12 protein-coding genes are annotated in these 16194 nt (G+C 66.8%); all 12 read left to right on the forward strand.

Translation table 11 applies throughout. The annotated features are described in order from the left end of the window. Positions 1-38: 38 nt before the first annotated feature. The 12 genes from IWX89_RS01090 (at position 39) to IWX89_RS01145 (ending at position 15923) form a co-directional block, all read left to right on the forward strand. On the forward strand, positions 39-1373 hold the full coding sequence (locus tag IWX89_RS01090) for an amino acid permease (protein WP_307836310.1): 1335 nt from the start codon (positions 39-41) through the stop codon (positions 1371-1373). Further along, a complete protein-coding gene (locus IWX89_RS01095; protein WP_307836311.1) occupies positions 1370-2047 on the forward strand; it encodes a cyclase family protein in 678 nt (225 codons plus the stop codon). Before IWX89_RS01090 ends, IWX89_RS01095 begins: the two co-directional genes overlap by 4 nt. Positions 2048-2224: 177 nt before the next feature. Beyond that, positions 2225-3247, forward strand: coding sequence for a LacI family DNA-binding transcriptional regulator (locus IWX89_RS01100; protein ID WP_196901756.1), 1023 nt, complete (start codon positions 2225-2227; stop codon positions 3245-3247). Between the two features lie 298 nt (positions 3248-3545). Further along, positions 3546-5267: a ribulokinase gene (gene araB / locus IWX89_RS01105; protein WP_196901758.1), complete on the forward strand. Its 1722-nt coding sequence runs from the start codon at positions 3546-3548 to the stop codon at positions 5265-5267. Beyond that, positions 5264-5974 carry an L-ribulose-5-phosphate 4-epimerase gene (locus IWX89_RS01110; protein ID WP_196901759.1) on the forward strand — a complete coding sequence of 237 codons (711 nt, stop codon included), beginning with the start codon at positions 5264-5266 and terminating at the stop codon, positions 5972-5974. Before araB ends, IWX89_RS01110 begins: the two co-directional genes overlap by 4 nt. After that, entirely contained in the window at positions 5974-7491 is a 1518-nt protein-coding gene (gene araA, locus IWX89_RS01115; protein ID WP_196901760.1) for an L-arabinose isomerase, read from the forward strand. The genes IWX89_RS01110 and araA overlap by 1 nt, the downstream gene beginning before the upstream one ends. Before the next feature lie 66 nt (positions 7492-7557). After that, positions 7558-8685, forward strand: a complete 1128-nt coding sequence (gene chvE / locus IWX89_RS01120; RefSeq protein ID WP_307836312.1) for a multiple monosaccharide ABC transporter substrate-binding protein — start codon at positions 7558-7560, stop codon at positions 8683-8685. A 99-nt stretch (positions 8686-8784) separates the two neighbouring features. Beyond that, complete coding sequence (gene mmsA, locus IWX89_RS01125; protein ID WP_231382802.1) at positions 8785-10305, forward strand: multiple monosaccharide ABC transporter ATP-binding protein; 1521 nt, start codon at positions 8785-8787, stop codon at positions 10303-10305. Continuing rightward, the gene (gene mmsB, locus IWX89_RS01130; RefSeq protein ID WP_196901762.1) at positions 10302-11483 is read left to right on the forward strand and encodes a multiple monosaccharide ABC transporter permease; all 1182 of its coding nucleotides are present in this window, start codon (positions 10302-10304) and stop codon (positions 11481-11483) included. The genes mmsA (IWX89_RS01125) and mmsB (IWX89_RS01130) overlap by 4 nt, the downstream gene beginning before the upstream one ends. A gap of 404 nt (positions 11484-11887) precedes the next feature. Next, positions 11888-13438: a multiple monosaccharide ABC transporter ATP-binding protein gene (gene mmsA, locus IWX89_RS01135; protein ID WP_196901763.1), complete on the forward strand. Its 1551-nt coding sequence runs from the start codon at positions 11888-11890 to the stop codon at positions 13436-13438. Next, complete coding sequence (gene mmsB, locus IWX89_RS01140; protein WP_196901764.1) at positions 13435-14763, forward strand: multiple monosaccharide ABC transporter permease; 1329 nt, start codon at positions 13435-13437, stop codon at positions 14761-14763. The genes mmsA (IWX89_RS01135) and mmsB (IWX89_RS01140) overlap by 4 nt, the downstream gene beginning before the upstream one ends. Positions 14764-14831: 68 nt before the next feature. Next, complete coding sequence (locus tag IWX89_RS01145) at positions 14832-15923, forward strand: sugar-binding protein (RefSeq protein ID WP_196901765.1); 1092 nt, start codon at positions 14832-14834, stop codon at positions 15921-15923. Positions 15924-16194 lie beyond the last annotated feature (271 nt).

Below are 16194 nucleotides of genomic sequence, written 5' to 3' on the forward strand. Positions count from 1 at the left end.
CCATTTCGGTGACGGCGATGGAGCACGATCATGGTGGAGTGACCATCAACCCAGACACTGAGACAGTGATCCCTGACCCGCTCCCGACGGATGCGCGGCCCGCGCACGCCGGATCCCTCGGCCTGGTGCAGGGCACGGCCCTCTACATCGCGGCCGTGCTCGGCACCGGAATCCTCGTGCTGCCGGGCCTCGCGGCGACCGCGGCCGGGCCGGCCTCGCTCCTGGCCGTCTTCGCCGTATTCCTGCTCTCGATCCCGCTCGCCGGAACCTTCGCCGCGCTGGCCTCGCGCTACCCCGACCCGGGCGGCGTGGCCAGTTACGTGCGGCGCGCGCTCGGCCAGACCTGGGCTCGAATGACCGGCTACTGGTTCTTCTTCGGGGTGGGCTTCGGAGCCCCCGTCGTGGCAATGCTCGGCGCGGAATATGTGGTGGCGATCATCGGCGCCGACCGGGGTGCCGTTCCGTGGGTGGCCCTGCTGATCCTGATCCCCCCGTTCGTGTCGAACTTCTTCGGCCTGCGGGTGTCCGGCCTGGTGCAGCTCGCGCTGACCGGCGCCCTCCTATTCGTCGTCGTCGGCGTGGTCGCCGTGGCGTTCCCCGCCGCGGACCCTGGCAACCTCGAACCGTTCCTGCCGAACGGCTGGGGCGGCGTCGGCACGGCGATCAGCCTGTTCGTCTGGGCCTTCGCCGGCTGGGAGGTCGGCACCCACATCGCCGGCGAGTTCCGCAACCCGCGCCGGGTCATCCCGGTGGCCACCGCGATCGCCCTGGTCGTGGTCGGGATCGCCTACCTCGCCCTGCAGTACGTGACCGTCGCCGTGCTCGGCCCGCGGGCCGGGCAGGGCCAGGTGCCCCTGCTCGAGCTGGTCCGGGCCGCGCCGCTCGGGGTCGGGCCGCTCCTCGTGGCAGTGATCGCCGCCGTCGTGGCACTCGGTGTGCTGAACGTGTACATCGGCGCCTTCGCGAAGCTCGGCGCCTCACTCGGCCGGGACGGCGACCTGCCGCGGTGGATGACCCCCGGCGTCGAATCCGGCGGTATCCCGCGCCGCAGCCTGGCCGTCGTCGCCGGGCTCACCGGCAGCTACTTCACCGTCATGGTCAGCCAGGGAGTACCCCTGGCGGCGTTCATCCTCATCCACACGAGCTCGATGGTGGCCATCTACACGCTCGGCATGATCGCGGCCGTGCGTCTGCTCGCCACCTGGTCGCCGGGCTGGTGGCTCGCCGTCGTGTCCGTGGCGCTCACCGCCGGGCTGCTCGTGCTGGCGGGACCCAACCTCGTCGTCCCCGCCCTGCTCGCGGTGGTCGCGCTCATCGTGCGCGCCGCCAAGCGGCACCGCCTCCGTCCATCCCTGACCAAGGAGTCCGCGTGACCGGCACCCGCCCCCGCTTCATCGACCTCAGCCACGAGATCAGGGCGGGTCTGGTTACTTATCCCGGGCTTCCTGCCCCCGTCATCTCCCCCCACCTCACCCGGAAAGACTCCCGGTCGAAATACGCCCCCGGGACCGAGTTCGCGATGGACCTGATCACCATGATCGGCAACACGGGCACCTATCTCGACAGCCCGTTCCACCGGTATCCTCAGGGCGCCGACCTGGCCGGCCTCGCCCTTGACACTCTTGTGGACCTGCCCGCGGAGGTATTCCATCTGACGGATACCTCCTCCCGCGGCATAGCCCTCGGCGTATTCGACCGGCGGGGGAGCGCCCTGGCCGGCACCGCCGTGTTGCTCCACACCGGCTGGGACGCTCACTTCGGCACCCCGGGGTACGCCGTCGGCGCGCCCTACCTGACCGGCGCGGCCGCGCAGGCGCTGATCGACTCCGGGGTCATCCTGGTCGGGATCGATTCCCTGAACATCGACGACACCGAGTCGGGCGGGGAACGGCCCGCGCATTCCCTGCTGCTCGCCGCCGGCATCCATGTGGTGGAGCACCTCACCGGGCTCGCCGCGTTGCCGGACGCCGGCGCCAGCTTCACGGCCGTGCCGCCGAAGATCTCGGGCTTCGGCACCTTCCCGGTGCGGGCCTACGCCCGGCTGTGACGCCCACCGCCCCGATGTGACAGGCACGCGGCGGGATGTGACAGTCACCTCAACGGAACTCCGGCAGCGCCTCTCGGTAATGTGACTGTCACACAGTGCTTTCCGACTGGCGGCGACGTGTGCATAATTGATATGCGTTCACGTTTGTGACCGTGCACATGTGAACAAGGTCGTTACGTGACAGAGAATCTGCCCAAGGTGCGGGCGCCCAGCATCCGGGATGTGGCCCGCCTGGCCGGCGTCTCCCACCAGACCGTCTCTCGCGTTCTGAACAACCACCCGAGCATCCGAGAGTCGACCAAGGCCCGCGTGCTCCAGGTCATGGAGGAGCTCCAGTACCGGCCGAACCGCGCCGCACGGGCGCTTTCTCGTGGGCGGTCGCGCACGATCGGGATACTCTCGGCGCAGAGCTCCGAGTACGGCCCGGCCAGCAGCATTGCGGCCATCCAGGACGCGGCCCGGGAAGCCGGGTACTACGTGAACACGGCGAACCTGACCACGGTCGACCAGGAGTCGATCGAAGCGGCCCTCATGCACCTGATGCTGCAGGCCGTGGAGGCAATCGTGGTGATCGCACCTCAGGTGCGGGTCTTCGATGTGCTGGAGCAGCTCTCGATCACGGTGCCCTTCGTGTCGCTGCAGTCAACCGGCCATCTCGACGACCACGCCCTGTCGGTCGACCAGATCGCCGGCGCCAGGCTGGCGACCCGTCACCTGATCGACCTCGGCCACCGGCGCATCTACCACCTGGCCGGCCCGCAGGACTGGATCGAGGCGGAGGCGCGGATGCGCGGCTTCCTCGACGAGATGGGGGCGATGGATGTCCCCACCACGGCGCCGATCCTCGGCGACTGGACCGCGGACTTCGGCTACCACGCGGGGCGGGAACTTTTCGGCCGCCGCGACTTCACCGCGATCTTCTCCTCGAACGACCAGATGGCGCTCGGCCTCATGCACGCGGCCAGGGACGCCGGCCTGGACATCCCGCGGGACGTCAGCATCGTCGGCTTCGACGACATCCCCGAAGCGGCGCATTTCTGGCCGCCGCTGACCACGGTACGGCAGGACTTCGGCGAACTGGGCCGCCGCTGCATCGCCCTGCTGCTGAGCAATCTCCCGGGCGGTGAGCCCAGTGCCGACCGCGATCCGATCATGCCGCGGCTGATCGTGCGCGAGTCGACGGCCCCGCCGGCCTTCTGACCCGCGCCGGTTTCGGCAGGCTGCCCCCGCGGGGGCGGGGCGGCCTGCCGAAACCGGCGCGCCCTGGCGCGGAGGCCGGGCCCGGGTGAACGGATGCCGCGCCCGGCCACCCGAGGAAGCCGTCTCGCCCCGGACTGGGGGGACCGTTCTCAAATCGACGCAAATCGGACTTGACACCGCAGTCGTTAGTGGGGCTAACATAAGACCATCGAATGTGACCGATCACATTCGGCCGTCACATCCGGCCCGAGAACCACCCGGGCAGGCGCAGCACCAGCCAGACAAGGGAGTCGATTTCGTGAGCACGACCGAGCAGCCGCCGACACAGGCAGGCGACGAGAGCTACGTCATCGGAATCGACTACGGGACCCTGTCCGGTCGCGCCGTCGTCGTGCGCGTCTCCGACGGAGTCGAACTCGGATCGGCCGTGCTCGACTACCCGCACGCCGTGATGGACACCGTCCTCGCCGCCACCGGAGCGGTCCTCCCGCCCGAGTGGGCGCTGCAGGTTCCGCAGGACTATGTCGCCGTGCTCAAGAGCGCGGTCCCCGCCGCGGTCAGGAACGCGGGTATCGACCCGGCACTCGTGATCGGCGTCGGCACCGACTTCACCGCCTGCACAATGGTGCCGGTCCTCGCCGACGGCACGCCCCTGAACGAACTGCCCGAATACGCCGACCGGCCGCACGCCTACGTCAAGCTGTGGAAGCACCACGCCGCGCAGCGCCAGGCCGACCGCATCAACGAGCTCGCCGCCAGCCGCGGCGAGAGCTGGCTGCCCCGCTACGGCGGACTCATCTCCAGCGAGTGGGAGTTCGCCAAAGGCCTGCAGCTGCTCGAGGAAGACCCCGAACTGTACAACCGGATGGACCACTGGGTGGAGGCCGCCGACTGGATCGTCTGGCAGCTCACCGGCAGCTACGTGCGCAACGCCTGTACCGCCGGGTACAAGGGCATCCTGCAGGACGGCGTCTACCCGAGCGAGGAGTTCCTCACCGCCCTCAACCCCGCGTTCGCCCAGTTCGCGAACGAGAAGGTCGCCCATGAGATCGGCCAGCTCGGGGCATCCGCCGGCACCCTGTCGAAGGAGGCCGCGGCCTGGACCGGCCTGCCGGAAGGCATCGCCGTGGCCGTCGGCAACGTCGATGCGCACGTCACCGCCCCCGCCGCCCAGGCGGTCGAGCCCGGCCAGATGGTCGCCATCATGGGCACCTCGACCTGCCAGGTGATGAACTCCGACCACCTCGCCGAAGTCCCCGGCATGTGCGGCGTCGTCGACGGCGGCATCGTCTCCGGACTCTACGGCTACGAGGCCGGCCAGTCCGGCGTCGGCGACATCTTCGCCTGGTATGTCGCCAACCAGGTTCCGCCGCGCTGCCACGAGGCCGCGAAGGATGCCGGGCTCAGCGTGCACCAGTACCTCACCGAACTGGTCCGCGACCAGCCGGTCGGCGGCCACGGGCTAGTCGCTCTCGACTGGCACAGCGGGAACCGCTCCGTGCTCGTCGACCACGAACTCTCCGGGCTCGTGCTCGGCGCCACCCTCACCACCCGTCCGGAGGAGATCTACCGGGCCCTGCTCGAGGCCACCGCGTTCGGCGCCCGCACCATCGTCGAGACGTTCAACGCGAGCGGGGTGCCGGTCACCGAGTTCATCGTCGCCGGCGGCCTGCTCAAAAACAGCTTCCTCATGCAGACCTACAGCGACATCCTGCGGATGCCGATCTCCACCATCGCGAGCGACCAGGGCCCCGCGCTCGGCTCGGCGATCCACGCGGCCGTCGCCGCGGGGGCCTACGCCGATGTGCGCGCCGCCGGGAAGGCAATGGGCAAGCTCAACAGGAACGTTTACACCCCGAACGAAGAGTCGGCGACCGCCTACGACAGGCTGTTCGCCGAATACTCGCTGCTGCATGACTACTTCGGCCGCGGCGGCAACGACGTGATGCACCGGCTGAAGGCCCTGCGACGGGACGCCCTCGCACCGGTCGCCGCCCGCGCCGAGGCGGTGTCCGCATGAGCTCGTTCGGACCGCGCATCGAGGTGGCCGTCGCCCGGCTCCGCGACGATATCGCCCGGCTGCACTCCGAACTCACCCGCAACGGGCTGGTCGTCTGGACCGGCGGCAATGTCTCCGGCCGGGTGCCGGGAGCCGACCTGTTCGTGATCAAGCCCAGTGGCGTCGACTACGCCGACCTCGCGCCGGAGAACATGATCCTCTGCGACCTCGACGGCAACGTCATCCCCGACACCCCCGGGTCGGACCGGTCGCCGTCCAGCGACACCGCCGCCCACGCCTACGTCTACCGGCACATGCCGGAGGTCGGCGGCGTCGTGCACACGCATTCCACCTATGCGACCGCGTGGGCCGCCCGCGGCGAGGCGATCCCCTGCGTGATCACCGCCATGGCCGACGAGTTCGGCGGACCTGTGCCGGTCGGCACGTTCGCGATCATCGGCGACGACACGATCGGCCGCGGCATCGTCGAAGCCCTGACCGGGCACCGCTCGCGGGCCGTGCTGATGCAGAACCACGGTCCGTTCACGATCGGCAAGGATGCCCGCGACGCCGTCAAGGCGGCCGTCATGGTCGAAGACGTGGCCCGCACCGTGCACATCGCCCGCCAGGGCGGCGAGCTCATCCCCATCCCCCAGGCCGCGATCGATTCCCTCTTCAACCGCTACCAGAACGTCTACGGACAAGCACCGCAAGGAGCACTCAAGTAATGCCTATTCTCTCCACGACCCTCGACCACTACGAGGTCTGGTTCCTCACCGGCAGCCAGAACCTCTACGGCGAGGAAACGCTGCGCCAGGTCGCCGAGCAGTCGAAGGCCATCGCCGACGCCCTCGGCGCGTCCAGGGACGTGCCCGTGAAGATCGTCTGGAAGCCCGTTCTCAAGGACTCCGAGTCGATCCGCCGGGCCGCGCTCGACGCGAACTCCGCCGATCACGTGATCGGCCTGATCGCCTGGATGCACACCTTCTCCCCGGCGAAGATGTGGATCTCCGGCCTCGACGCGCTGACCAAGCCGCTGCTGCACCTGCACACGCAGGCCAACGTCGAGCTGCCGTGGAGTGAGATCGACTTCGACTTCATGAACCTCAACCAGGCCGCCCACGGCGACCGGGAGTTCGGCTACATCCAGACCCGGCTCGGGGTGTCCCGCAAGACCGTCGTCGGCCATGTGTCGAACCCGGCCGTCACCTCGAGCATCGGGGCCTGGACCCGCGCCGCCGCCGGCTGGGCCGCGGCCCGCAGCATGAAGCTCGCCCGCTTCGGCGACAACATGCGCTACGTCGCCGTCACCGAGGGCGACAAGACCGAGGCCGAACTCCGGTTCGGCGTGCAGGTGAACACCTGGCCGGTCAACGAACTCGCCGAGGCAGTGCACGCGGCAACGGATGCACAGATCGACGCCCTCGTTGCCGAATACGAGGAACTCTACGACGTGGCCCCCGAGCTTCGTGCAGGCGGCCCCCGCTACGACTCGCTCCGCTACGGCGCCGCGATCGAGATCGGCCTCAAGTCCTTCCTCGAAGCCGGCGGCTTCAGTGCCTTCACGACCAGCTTCGAAGACCTCGGCGCCCTCCGCCAGCTGCCCGGCCTCGCCGTGCAGCGACTGATGGAACAGGGCTACGGCTTCGGTGCGGAGGGCGACTGGAAGACGGCCGTTCTCGTGCGCGTCGCCAGCGTGATGGGCGCGGGTCTCCCCGGCGGCGCGAGCCTGATGGAGGACTACACCTACGACCTCACCCCCGGGGCGGAGCTCATCCTCGGCGCACACATGCTCGAGGTCAACCCCGCGCTCTCGAGTGCCCGGCCGACCCTGGAGATCCACCCGCTCGGCATCGGCGGCCGCGAGGACCCGGTTCGCCTGGTCTTCAACGCCGACCCCGGCCCCGCCGTGGTCGTCGCGATGAGCGATATGCGCGACCGGTTCCGCCTGGTCGCGAACGTCGTCGAGGTCGTCGAACCCACCGAGGCGCTCCCGAAGCTCCCCGTCGGCCGCGCCGTCTGGAGCCCGGAACCCGACTTCGCCACCTCCGCCGCAGCCTGGCTCACCGCCGGCGCCGCCCACCACACCGTGATGTCGACCGCCGTCGGCATCGAGGTGTTCCACGATTTCGCCGAGATCGCTCGCACCGAGCTTCTCGTGATCGACAAGACCACCACCCTGCGGGATTTCACCCGCGAGGTGCGCTGGAACCAGGCCTACTACCGACTGGCACAGGGCCTGTAATCACACCCATCAGCACCCACCACCAACTGCAATCAGAGTTGATACAGAAACACGAAAGGTAAATCAGTGAAGACACGTAAGGTCCTCGCCGGCATCGCTGCCATCGGACTTGCACTCTCCCTCGCGGCCTGCTCCGGCGGAACCCGCGGCGGCACCACGACGGTCGACAACTCGGCCGGAGCCAACAAGGGCGCCCTCGTCGGGGTTGCCATGCCGACCAAGACCTCCTCCCGCTGGATCAAGGACGGCGACGCCGTCAAGGCCTCGCTCGAGAAGCTCGGCTACAAGGTCGACCTCGAATACGGCGACGACAAGATCCCGAACCAGGTGCAGCAGATCAGCAACATGCTGACCAAGGGCGCCAAGGTCCTCATCATCGCCTCCATCGACGGCACCGCGCTCAGCGACCAGCTCGACCAGGCCGCCAAGTCCGGCGTCAAGGTCATCGCGTACGACCGGCTGATCAACGGCAACAAGAACGTCGACTACTACACGACCTTCGACAACAACGAGGTCGGCGTTCAGCAGGCCACGAGCCTGCTCACCGGGCTCGGCGTTCTCGACAAGGACGGCAAGGACACCGGCGCGACCGGCCCGTTCAACGTCGAACTGTTCGCGGGCAGCCCCGACGACAACAACGCCACGTTCTTCTTCAATGGCGCGATGGACACCCTCAAGCCGTTCATTGACAAGGGCGTCGTCGTCGTCAAGAGCGGCCAGGTCGGTTTCACCCAGGTCGCAACCCTGCGTTGGGACCCGGCGACCGCCCAGAAGCGGATGCAGAACCTCATTGCCAGCACGTACTCCGACGGCAGCAAGGTTGACGGCGTCCTGTCCCCGTACGACGGTCTCTCGATCGGCATCATCTCGGCGCTGACCAGCTCCGGTTACGCCACCGATGCCCTCCCGATCGTCACCGGCCAGGACGCGGAAGCGGCCTCGGTCAAGTCGATCATCGCCGGCCAGCAGTACTCCACCATCTACAAGGACACTCGCCTCCTGGGCGACGAAGCCGTGAAGATGGCCGACGACCTGCTCAACGGCAAGACCCCCGAGGTCAACGACACCAAGAGCTACGACAACAAGGTCAAGATCGTCCCGACCTTCCTGTTCCCGCCCAAGGTCGTCACGAAGGACAACTACAAGGCGCTCCTGATCGACACCGGGTACTACACCGAAGCAGACCTCAAGTAGGTCTTCTCCCACACCGGGTAGTGGCGGCGGAGACGCCGCCACTACCCTCACCCCCTACCACCGGAAGAAGAAGTAACGGTGACCACAAATATTCTCGAGATGCGCAGCATCACGAAAACCTTTCCCGGAGTCAAAGCGCTTCAGGACGTCTCCCTCGCGGTGCAGCGGGGCCACATTCACGCGATTTGCGGTGAGAACGGCGCAGGAAAGTCCACCCTCATGAAGGTGTTGTCGGGTGTCTACCCGGCCGGCACCTACGACGGTGAGATCGTCTTCGAAAACGAGACCGTCGCCTTCAAATCGATCAACGAATCCGAAGCCACCGGCGTGGTCATCATCCACCAGGAACTCGCTCTGAGCCCGTTCCTGTCCATCGCCGAGAACATCTTCCTCGGCAACGAGCAGCAGTCCAACGGCTGGATCGACTGGAACAAGACCAACCTCGAGGCCGCGAAGCTGCTCGCCCGGGTCGGCCTCAGGGACAACCCGATCACCAAGGTGCGCGACATCGGCGTCGGCAAGCAGCAGCTCGTCGAGATCGCCAAGGCGCTCTCCAAGGAGGTGAAGCTCCTCATCCTGGACGAGCCGACCGCCGCCCTGAACGACGAGGACTCCGCGCACCTGCTGGACCTGATGAAGCACCTCAAGGGCCAGGGCATCACGTCGATCATGATCAGCCACAAGCTGAACGAGATCAAGGCCGTCGCCGACGAGGTCACCATCATCCGTGACGGCAAGCTGATCGAAACCCTCGACATGCACACCGACGAGATCTCGGAAGAACGCATCATCAAGGGAATGGTCGGCCGTGACCTCGGCAGCCGCTACCCGGACCACACGCCGCACATCGGCGAGGAACTCCTCCGGGTCGAGGACTGGAACGTTTACCACCCGCTGGACCACCAGCGCAAGGTCGTCAAGGACGCCAACATCTCGGTCAGGGCCGGCGAAATCGTCGGCATCGCCGGGCTGATGGGCGCGGGCCGCACCGAACTCGCGATGAGCGTGTTCGGCCACAGCTACGGCCACAACATCTCGGGCAAGGTCTACAAGAACGGCGCCCTCGTCGACACCAGCACGGTGGCGGCCGCGATCGACCACGGCCTCGCCTACGCCACGGAGGACCGCAAGCGCTACGGCCTGAACCTGATCGAAGACATCAAGCGGAACATCTCGCTGGTGTCGCTGCACAAGATCTCGAAGCGCGGCTGGGTGGACTCCAACCAGGAGATCGTCGTCGCCGAGGGTTACCGCAAGAGCATGAACATCAAGGCCCCCAGCGTCGAGGCACTGGCCGGCAAGCTCTCGGGCGGCAACCAGCAGAAGGTCGTGCTGTCGAAGTGGATGTTCTCCGACCCGGATGTCCTCATCCTCGACGAGCCGACCCGCGGAATCGACGTCGGTGCCAAGTACGAGATCTACGGGATCATCAACAAACTCGCCGACGACGGCAAGGGTGTGATCGTCATCTCGTCCGAGTTGCCGGAGCTGATCGGCATCTGCGACCGCATCTACACGATCTTCGAGGGGCGCATCACGGCTGACGTGCCCCGCGGTCAGGCGACCGCCGAATACCTTATGCAAAACATGACTCAGGAAAGGGAGAAGGACAACCGATGAGCGCGTTCAGATCTGCAGTTAATTACCTTGGCAGCCAGCTGCGCCAAGTCGGCCTCATCATCGCCCTTCTCGCGATCACCATCTTCTTCCAGATCGCGACGAGCGGCATCACGCTCAAGCCGATCAACGTGTCGAACCTGATCGTGCAGAACAGCTACATCCTGATCCTGGCCGTCGGGATGGTGATGGTCATCATCGCCGGCCACATCGACCTGTCGGTCGGTTCCGTCGTCGCCTTCGTCGGCGCCATGGCTGGTGTGATGATCACGCAGTGGAACATCCCGTGGTGGGCCGCCATCGTGCTCTGCCTCGGCGTCGGCGCGTTGGTCGGAGTGTGGCAGGGGTTCTGGATCGCCTACTTCGGGATACCGGCCTTCATCGTCACCCTGGCCGGCATGCTCACCTTCCGCGGCCTCACCCAGATCGCCCTGCAGAACCAGCAGATCTCCCCGTTCCCGGACGAGTTCCGCGCACTCGGCAGCGGATTCCTGCCTGACCTGGGCGGCGGAACGACTCTGCTCGAGCCGCTCACGATGGGTATCGGACTGCTGGCGACTGCGCTCCTGGTCGCCCAGGGCATCCGCTCTCGCCTGGCCCGCAAGAAGTACGACGTCGAAGATGAGCCGTTCGCCTGGTTCATCCTCAAGCTCGTCTTCACGGCCGGCATCATCCTCTTCATCACCTACCTGCTCGCCAGCTACCGCGGCACCCCGATCGTGCTCGTCGTCCTCGGCCTGCTCACGGTCGTCTACGCGGCCGTGATGGCCAACAGCGTCTTCGGGCGGCATGTCTACGCGATCGGCGGCAACCTCAACGCCGCCGCCCTGTCGGGCATCAAGACCAAGCGCGTCACGTTCATGCTGTTCGTGAACATGGGTGTCATCTCCGCCCTGGCCGGGCTCATCTTCACCGCCCAGCTGAACCTGGCCAACCCGAAGGCCGGTGACGGTTTCGAGCTCGACGCCATCGCCGCGGTCTTCATCGGTGGTGCCGCCGTCACCGGCGGCATCGGCACCGTCACCGGTGCCATCATCGGTGGTCTGATCATCGGGCTGCTCAACAACGGCATGTCGATCCTCGGCGTCGGCACGGAATACCAGCAGCTGATCAAGGGCCTCGTGCTCCTGGCGGCCGTTGCGTTCGACGTCTACAACAAGCGCCGCTCCGGCGGTCGCTGACCAGTCAGCAGAGAGGGGCCCGGTGTCTTCGGACGCCGGGCCCTTCTGCGCGCCCGGCGTGGGCGCATCCGCTAGCCGGGCCGGCCGGTGGGGAGTACGCTCCCTCTTTATCAACGGGGCGAGGGTCGGTCCGCACCCGCGGAACCCGTCCTGGCCGGGCGTTACCCAAGCGTGACTATCTTTCCCTTGACAGCGCGCGAGGCGCACGCAAACATAAACAATGTGATCGGTCACATTAAGTTGGCCGTGGTCACGGTCAGTCACACGACATCGAGGTCAAGCTGTGAGAATACTAGTACATCCGCCCGGCGCTGCCCGCACGACTTCCGCCGCCGCACTTCACGGGCCCACTCCTGACCTGTACCCGACGCCCGGCCACGCCCGCCGCGGTGGGGAGGCCGGCGATGTCCGCTGAACCGATCATCCTCGAGATGCGTTCGATCACCAAGGAATTCCCGGGCGTCAAGGCGCTCTCGAACGTGTCCCTCACGGTGAGGGCCGGTGAGATCCACGCGATCTGCGGCGAGAACGGGGCCGGCAAGTCCACCCTGATGAAGGTCCTCTCCGGCGTCTACCCCTACGGCACCTACTCGGGCGACATCGTCTACCAGGGCCAGGTCATGCACTTCAAGGACATCCGCTCGAGCGAGGCCGCCGGGATCGCGATCATCCACCAGGAACTCGCGCTGGTCCCCGAGCTGTCGATCACCGAGAACATCTTCCTCGGCAACGAGCCCACGAAGTGGGGCGCGATCGACTGGATCACCGCCAAGAAGACGGCTCTCGAGTTGCTCGCCCGGGTCGGCCTCCGGGACGACCCCGACACCCTGATCAAGAACATCGGCGTCGGCAAGCAGCAGCTCGTGGAGATCGCGAAGGCGCTCAACAAATCGGTCAAGGTCCTCATCCTCGATGAGCCGACCGCCGCCCTGAACGAGGCCGATTCCCAGCACCTGCTCGACCTGATCCGGGGTCTCAAGGGCAAGGGCATCAGCTCGATCATGATCTCCCACAAACTCAATGAGATCGAACAGGTCGCAGACTCGATCACGATCATCCGGGACGGCCTGACCATCGAGACGCTCGACGTGGTCGCGGACGGTGTCAATGAGGACCGGATCATCCGCGGGATGGTCGGCCGCAGCCTGGAAAGCCGGTTCCCCGACCGCACGCCGCACATCGGCGACGTCTTCTTCGAGGTGCGCAACTGGAACGTGCAGCACCCGCAGGTCGCCGAGCGGATGGTCGTCAAGAACTCCAGCCTCACCGTGCGCAAGGGCGAGATCGTCGGCATTGCCGGGCTGATGGGCGCCGGCCGCACCGAGCTCGCGATGAGCATCTTCGGGCGGTCCTATGGCAACTTCCTCTCGGGGCAGGTGTTCAAGGACGGCAAGGAGATCGAGTTGCGCAACGTGGCCGAGGCCATCGACCACGGCCTCGCCTACGTGAGCGAGGACCGCAAGGCGCTCGGCCTCAACCTGCTCGATGACATCAAGCGGTCCATCGTGTCCGCGAAGCTGTCCAAGATCTCTGCGGGCCCGGTCGTCAACGACTCGAAGGAGTACGCGATCGCCGAGCGCTACCGCACCAGCCTCCGGATCAAGACGCCCAGCGTCGACGCCGGCGTCAACAAGCTCTCGGGTGGCAACCAGCAGAAGGTGGTCCTGGCCAAGTGGATGTTCACCGACCCTGACCTGCTCATCCTCGACGAACCGACCCGAGGCATCGACGTCGGTGCCAAATACGAGATCTACGGCATCATCCAGGAGCTGGCCGCGCAGGGAAAGGGAGTCATCCTGATCTCCTCCGAACTCCCTGAGCTGCTCGGCCTGGCCGACCGGATCTACACCGTCTTCGAGGGCGCGATCACCGACTGCATCCCGGCCGAGACGGCCGACCCAGAAACCCTGATGAAGAGTATGACCTCCGCAAGGAAGAAGGTTCAGAGCATATGAGCGCAGACACGAGTCCCCGGGGCGGCCTCAGGGACCTGAAGAAGATCTTCGGCGGCGGCAGTTCCAACGTGCGCCAGTTCGGCATCCTGTTCAGCCTGATCGCCATCGTCGTGCTGTTCCAATTCCTCACCAACGGGCTGACCCTCTCCTCAGGGAACCTGATTAACCTGGTCAGTCAGTACTCCTACATCCTGATCCTCGCGATCGGCATGGTGATGGTGATCATCGCGGGCCACATCGACCTGTCGGTCGGCTCCGTCGCCGCGTTCGCGGGCATCGTCGTGGCCACCGCCATGCAGGACTGGAACCTGCCCTGGCCGTTGGCGATCCTCCTCGGCCTCGCCGTCGGGGTGCTGATCGGCGCCTGGCAGGGCTTCTGGGTCGCCTACATCGGGGTGCCGGCCTTCATCGTCACCCTCGCCGGCATGCTTATCTGGCGAGGTGGCAACCAGGTCATCGGCAACGCGAACACCGTGCCGGTCCCCGACGGCTTCACCACGATCGGCTCCGGCTATCTTCCGGAGGTGGGCCCGTTCACCGGCTACAACAACCTCACCCTGCTGCTCGGCCTGATCATCGCCGTGGCTGTCGTGCTGGTCGAATGGCGCGCCCGCCGCGTGCAGAAGATCATGGGTTCCGAGCCCGCACCACTCTGGGTCAGCATCCTCAAGGTCGTGCTTCTCGACGCGGTCGTGATCTACGCGACGGTGCTGTTCGCCGGCGGCCGGGTGGGCACGAGTTTCCCGGTGTCGGGCATCATCCTCGGCGCCCTCGTGCTCTTCTACTCCTTCATCACCCGCAACACGATCTTCGGCCGCCACGTCTACGCGGTCGGCGGCAACAAGCTCGCCGCAGAACTGTCGGGCGTCAAGTCCCGCCGGGTCAACTTCCTCGTGATGATGAACATGTCGATCCTGGCCTCGCTGGCCGGCATGATCTTCGTCGCCCGCTCGGTGGCATCCGGACCCCAGGACGGCCTGAGCTGGGAACTCGACGCGATCGCGGCCGTGTTCATCGGCGGCGCGGCCGTCTCGGGCGGTATCGGCACCGTGACCGGCTCCATCGTCGGTGGCCTGGTCATGGCCGTACTGAACAACGGCCTGCAGTTGCTCGGCGTCGGCGCCGACCGGGTGCAGATCATCAAGGGCCTGGTGCTCCTGATCGCGGTGGGCGTTGACGTCTGGAACAAGAGCCAGGGCCGGCCGTCGCTGATCGGCTTCCTGACCCGCAAGAACAAGACGGGCGAGTTCCCCGCCGAACCGCCGGCCGTGGTCCCGACCTCCGGCACGCCGGACTCCGTGCGGCCGTCGGACGTCTCCACCTGACCCCGCCCGTTTCCGGGCGTCGCTTCACCCTTCCCTGCACCAACCTCTCCCACAGAAAGTGATTGACAATGCGAAAACTCCTTACGACCACCGCGATCGCCGCGGTCGCCTTGATGGCGCTGTCGGGTTGCTCGACCCGCACCGACACGACGGGCGGATCCAGCGCTGCTGCCGGTTTCCCCGCCGACTCACTCATCGGCGTCGCACTCCCGTCCAAGACCTCTGAGAACTGGGTCCTCGCCGGCGGGCTCTTCGAAGACGGCCTCAAGGCTGCCGGGTTCAAGGGCGACGTGCAGTACGCCGGCGCCTCGACCACGGTCAAGGACCAGCAGGACCAGATTTCGGCCATGGTCACCAAGGGCGCCAAGGTCATCATCATCGGCGCGGCCGACGGCGGCCAGCTCGGCACGCAGGTCAAGGCGGCGCACGACGCCGGCGCGATCGTGATCGCCTACGACCGTCTCATCCTCAACACCACGGACGTCGACTACTACGTCGCCTACGACAACTTCAAGGTGGGTGAACTCCAGGGCCAGGCGCTGCTGGACGGACTCAAGGCGAAGAAGCCGGCCGGCCCGTACAACATCGAGCTGTTCTCCGGTTCCTCGGATGACGCCAACTCCGCGGTCTTCTTCAACGGTGCGATGAGCGTGCTGCAGCCGAAGATCGACGACGGCACCCTTGTCGTCGCCTCGGGCCAGACCGACATCAAGCAGACGGCGACCGCCGGCTGGAAGGCCGAGAACGCGCAGAGCCGGATGGACTCGCTCCTCACCAGCACCTACGGTGGCAAGACCCTCGACGGCGTCCTCTCCCCGAACGACACCCTCGCCCGCGCGATCATCACCTCGGTGAAGGCCGCCGGCAAGGAGATCCCCGTCGTGACGGGTCAGGACTCCGAGGCGGAGTCCGTCAAGTCGATCATGGCCGGCGAGCAGTACTCCACCATCAACAAGGACACCCGTGTTCTCGTGGCGCAGGCCATCGACATGGTCAAGGTCCTCCAAAAGGGCGAGACCCCCGAGGTCAACGACACCAAGTCGTACGACAACGGCAAGAAGGTCGTCCCCGCCTTCCTGCTCCCCCCGGTCATCGTGACCAAGGCCAACGCGGCCGAGGCATACGCGAACGACCCGAAGCTGTCCCCGCTGACCAAGTAGCGGCCGGCCTCACAGCGCACGCAGAAAGGGCCGGTCCCCTCGGGGCCGGCCCTTTCCGCATGCCCGGCCCCGTTCCGCGTCCGGCCACGCCGTTGCCGCGTCGCCTTCAGCGGCTCGCGGCGCACCTTCGGACACGCGGCGCGCGGTAGAGCCTGCGCCCGCTTCCGCAAGGTGCGCCGCGAGGGAACGACTGCGCGAGAGCTCGGGGAGCGCGGGCGGTTGTCCACAGGGCGGCATCCGTCTGACTTGTCCACGGATGCGACGGCGCACC

Source organism: Cryobacterium sp. MP_M3 (assembly GCF_015752155.1).
Taxonomy (GTDB): Bacteria; Actinomycetota; Actinomycetes; order Actinomycetales; family Microbacteriaceae; genus Cryobacterium.

Bases quoted from the DNA above. Each gene is read 5' to 3' on its own strand.
- IWX89_RS01145 (WP_196901765.1), top strand. From the start codon at position 14,832: ATGCGAAAACTCCTTACGACCACCGCGATCGCCGCGGTCGCCTTGATG.
- mmsB (WP_196901764.1), top strand. From the start codon at position 13,435: ATGAGCGCAGACACGAGTCCCCGGGGCGGCCTCAGGGACCTGAAGAAG.
- mmsA (WP_196901763.1), top strand. From the start codon at position 11,888: ATGTCCGCTGAACCGATCATCCTCGAGATGCGTTCGATCACCAAGGAA.
- IWX89_RS01110 (WP_196901759.1), top strand. From the start codon at position 5,264: ATGAGCTCGTTCGGACCGCGCATCGAGGTGGCCGTCGCCCGGCTCCGC.
- araA (WP_196901760.1), top strand. From the start codon at position 5,974: ATGCCTATTCTCTCCACGACCCTCGACCACTACGAGGTCTGGTTCCTC.
- mmsB (WP_196901762.1), top strand. From the start codon at position 10,302: ATGAGCGCGTTCAGATCTGCAGTTAATTACCTTGGCAGCCAGCTGCGC.
- mmsA (WP_231382802.1), top strand. From the start codon at position 8,785: ATGCGCAGCATCACGAAAACCTTTCCCGGAGTCAAAGCGCTTCAGGAC.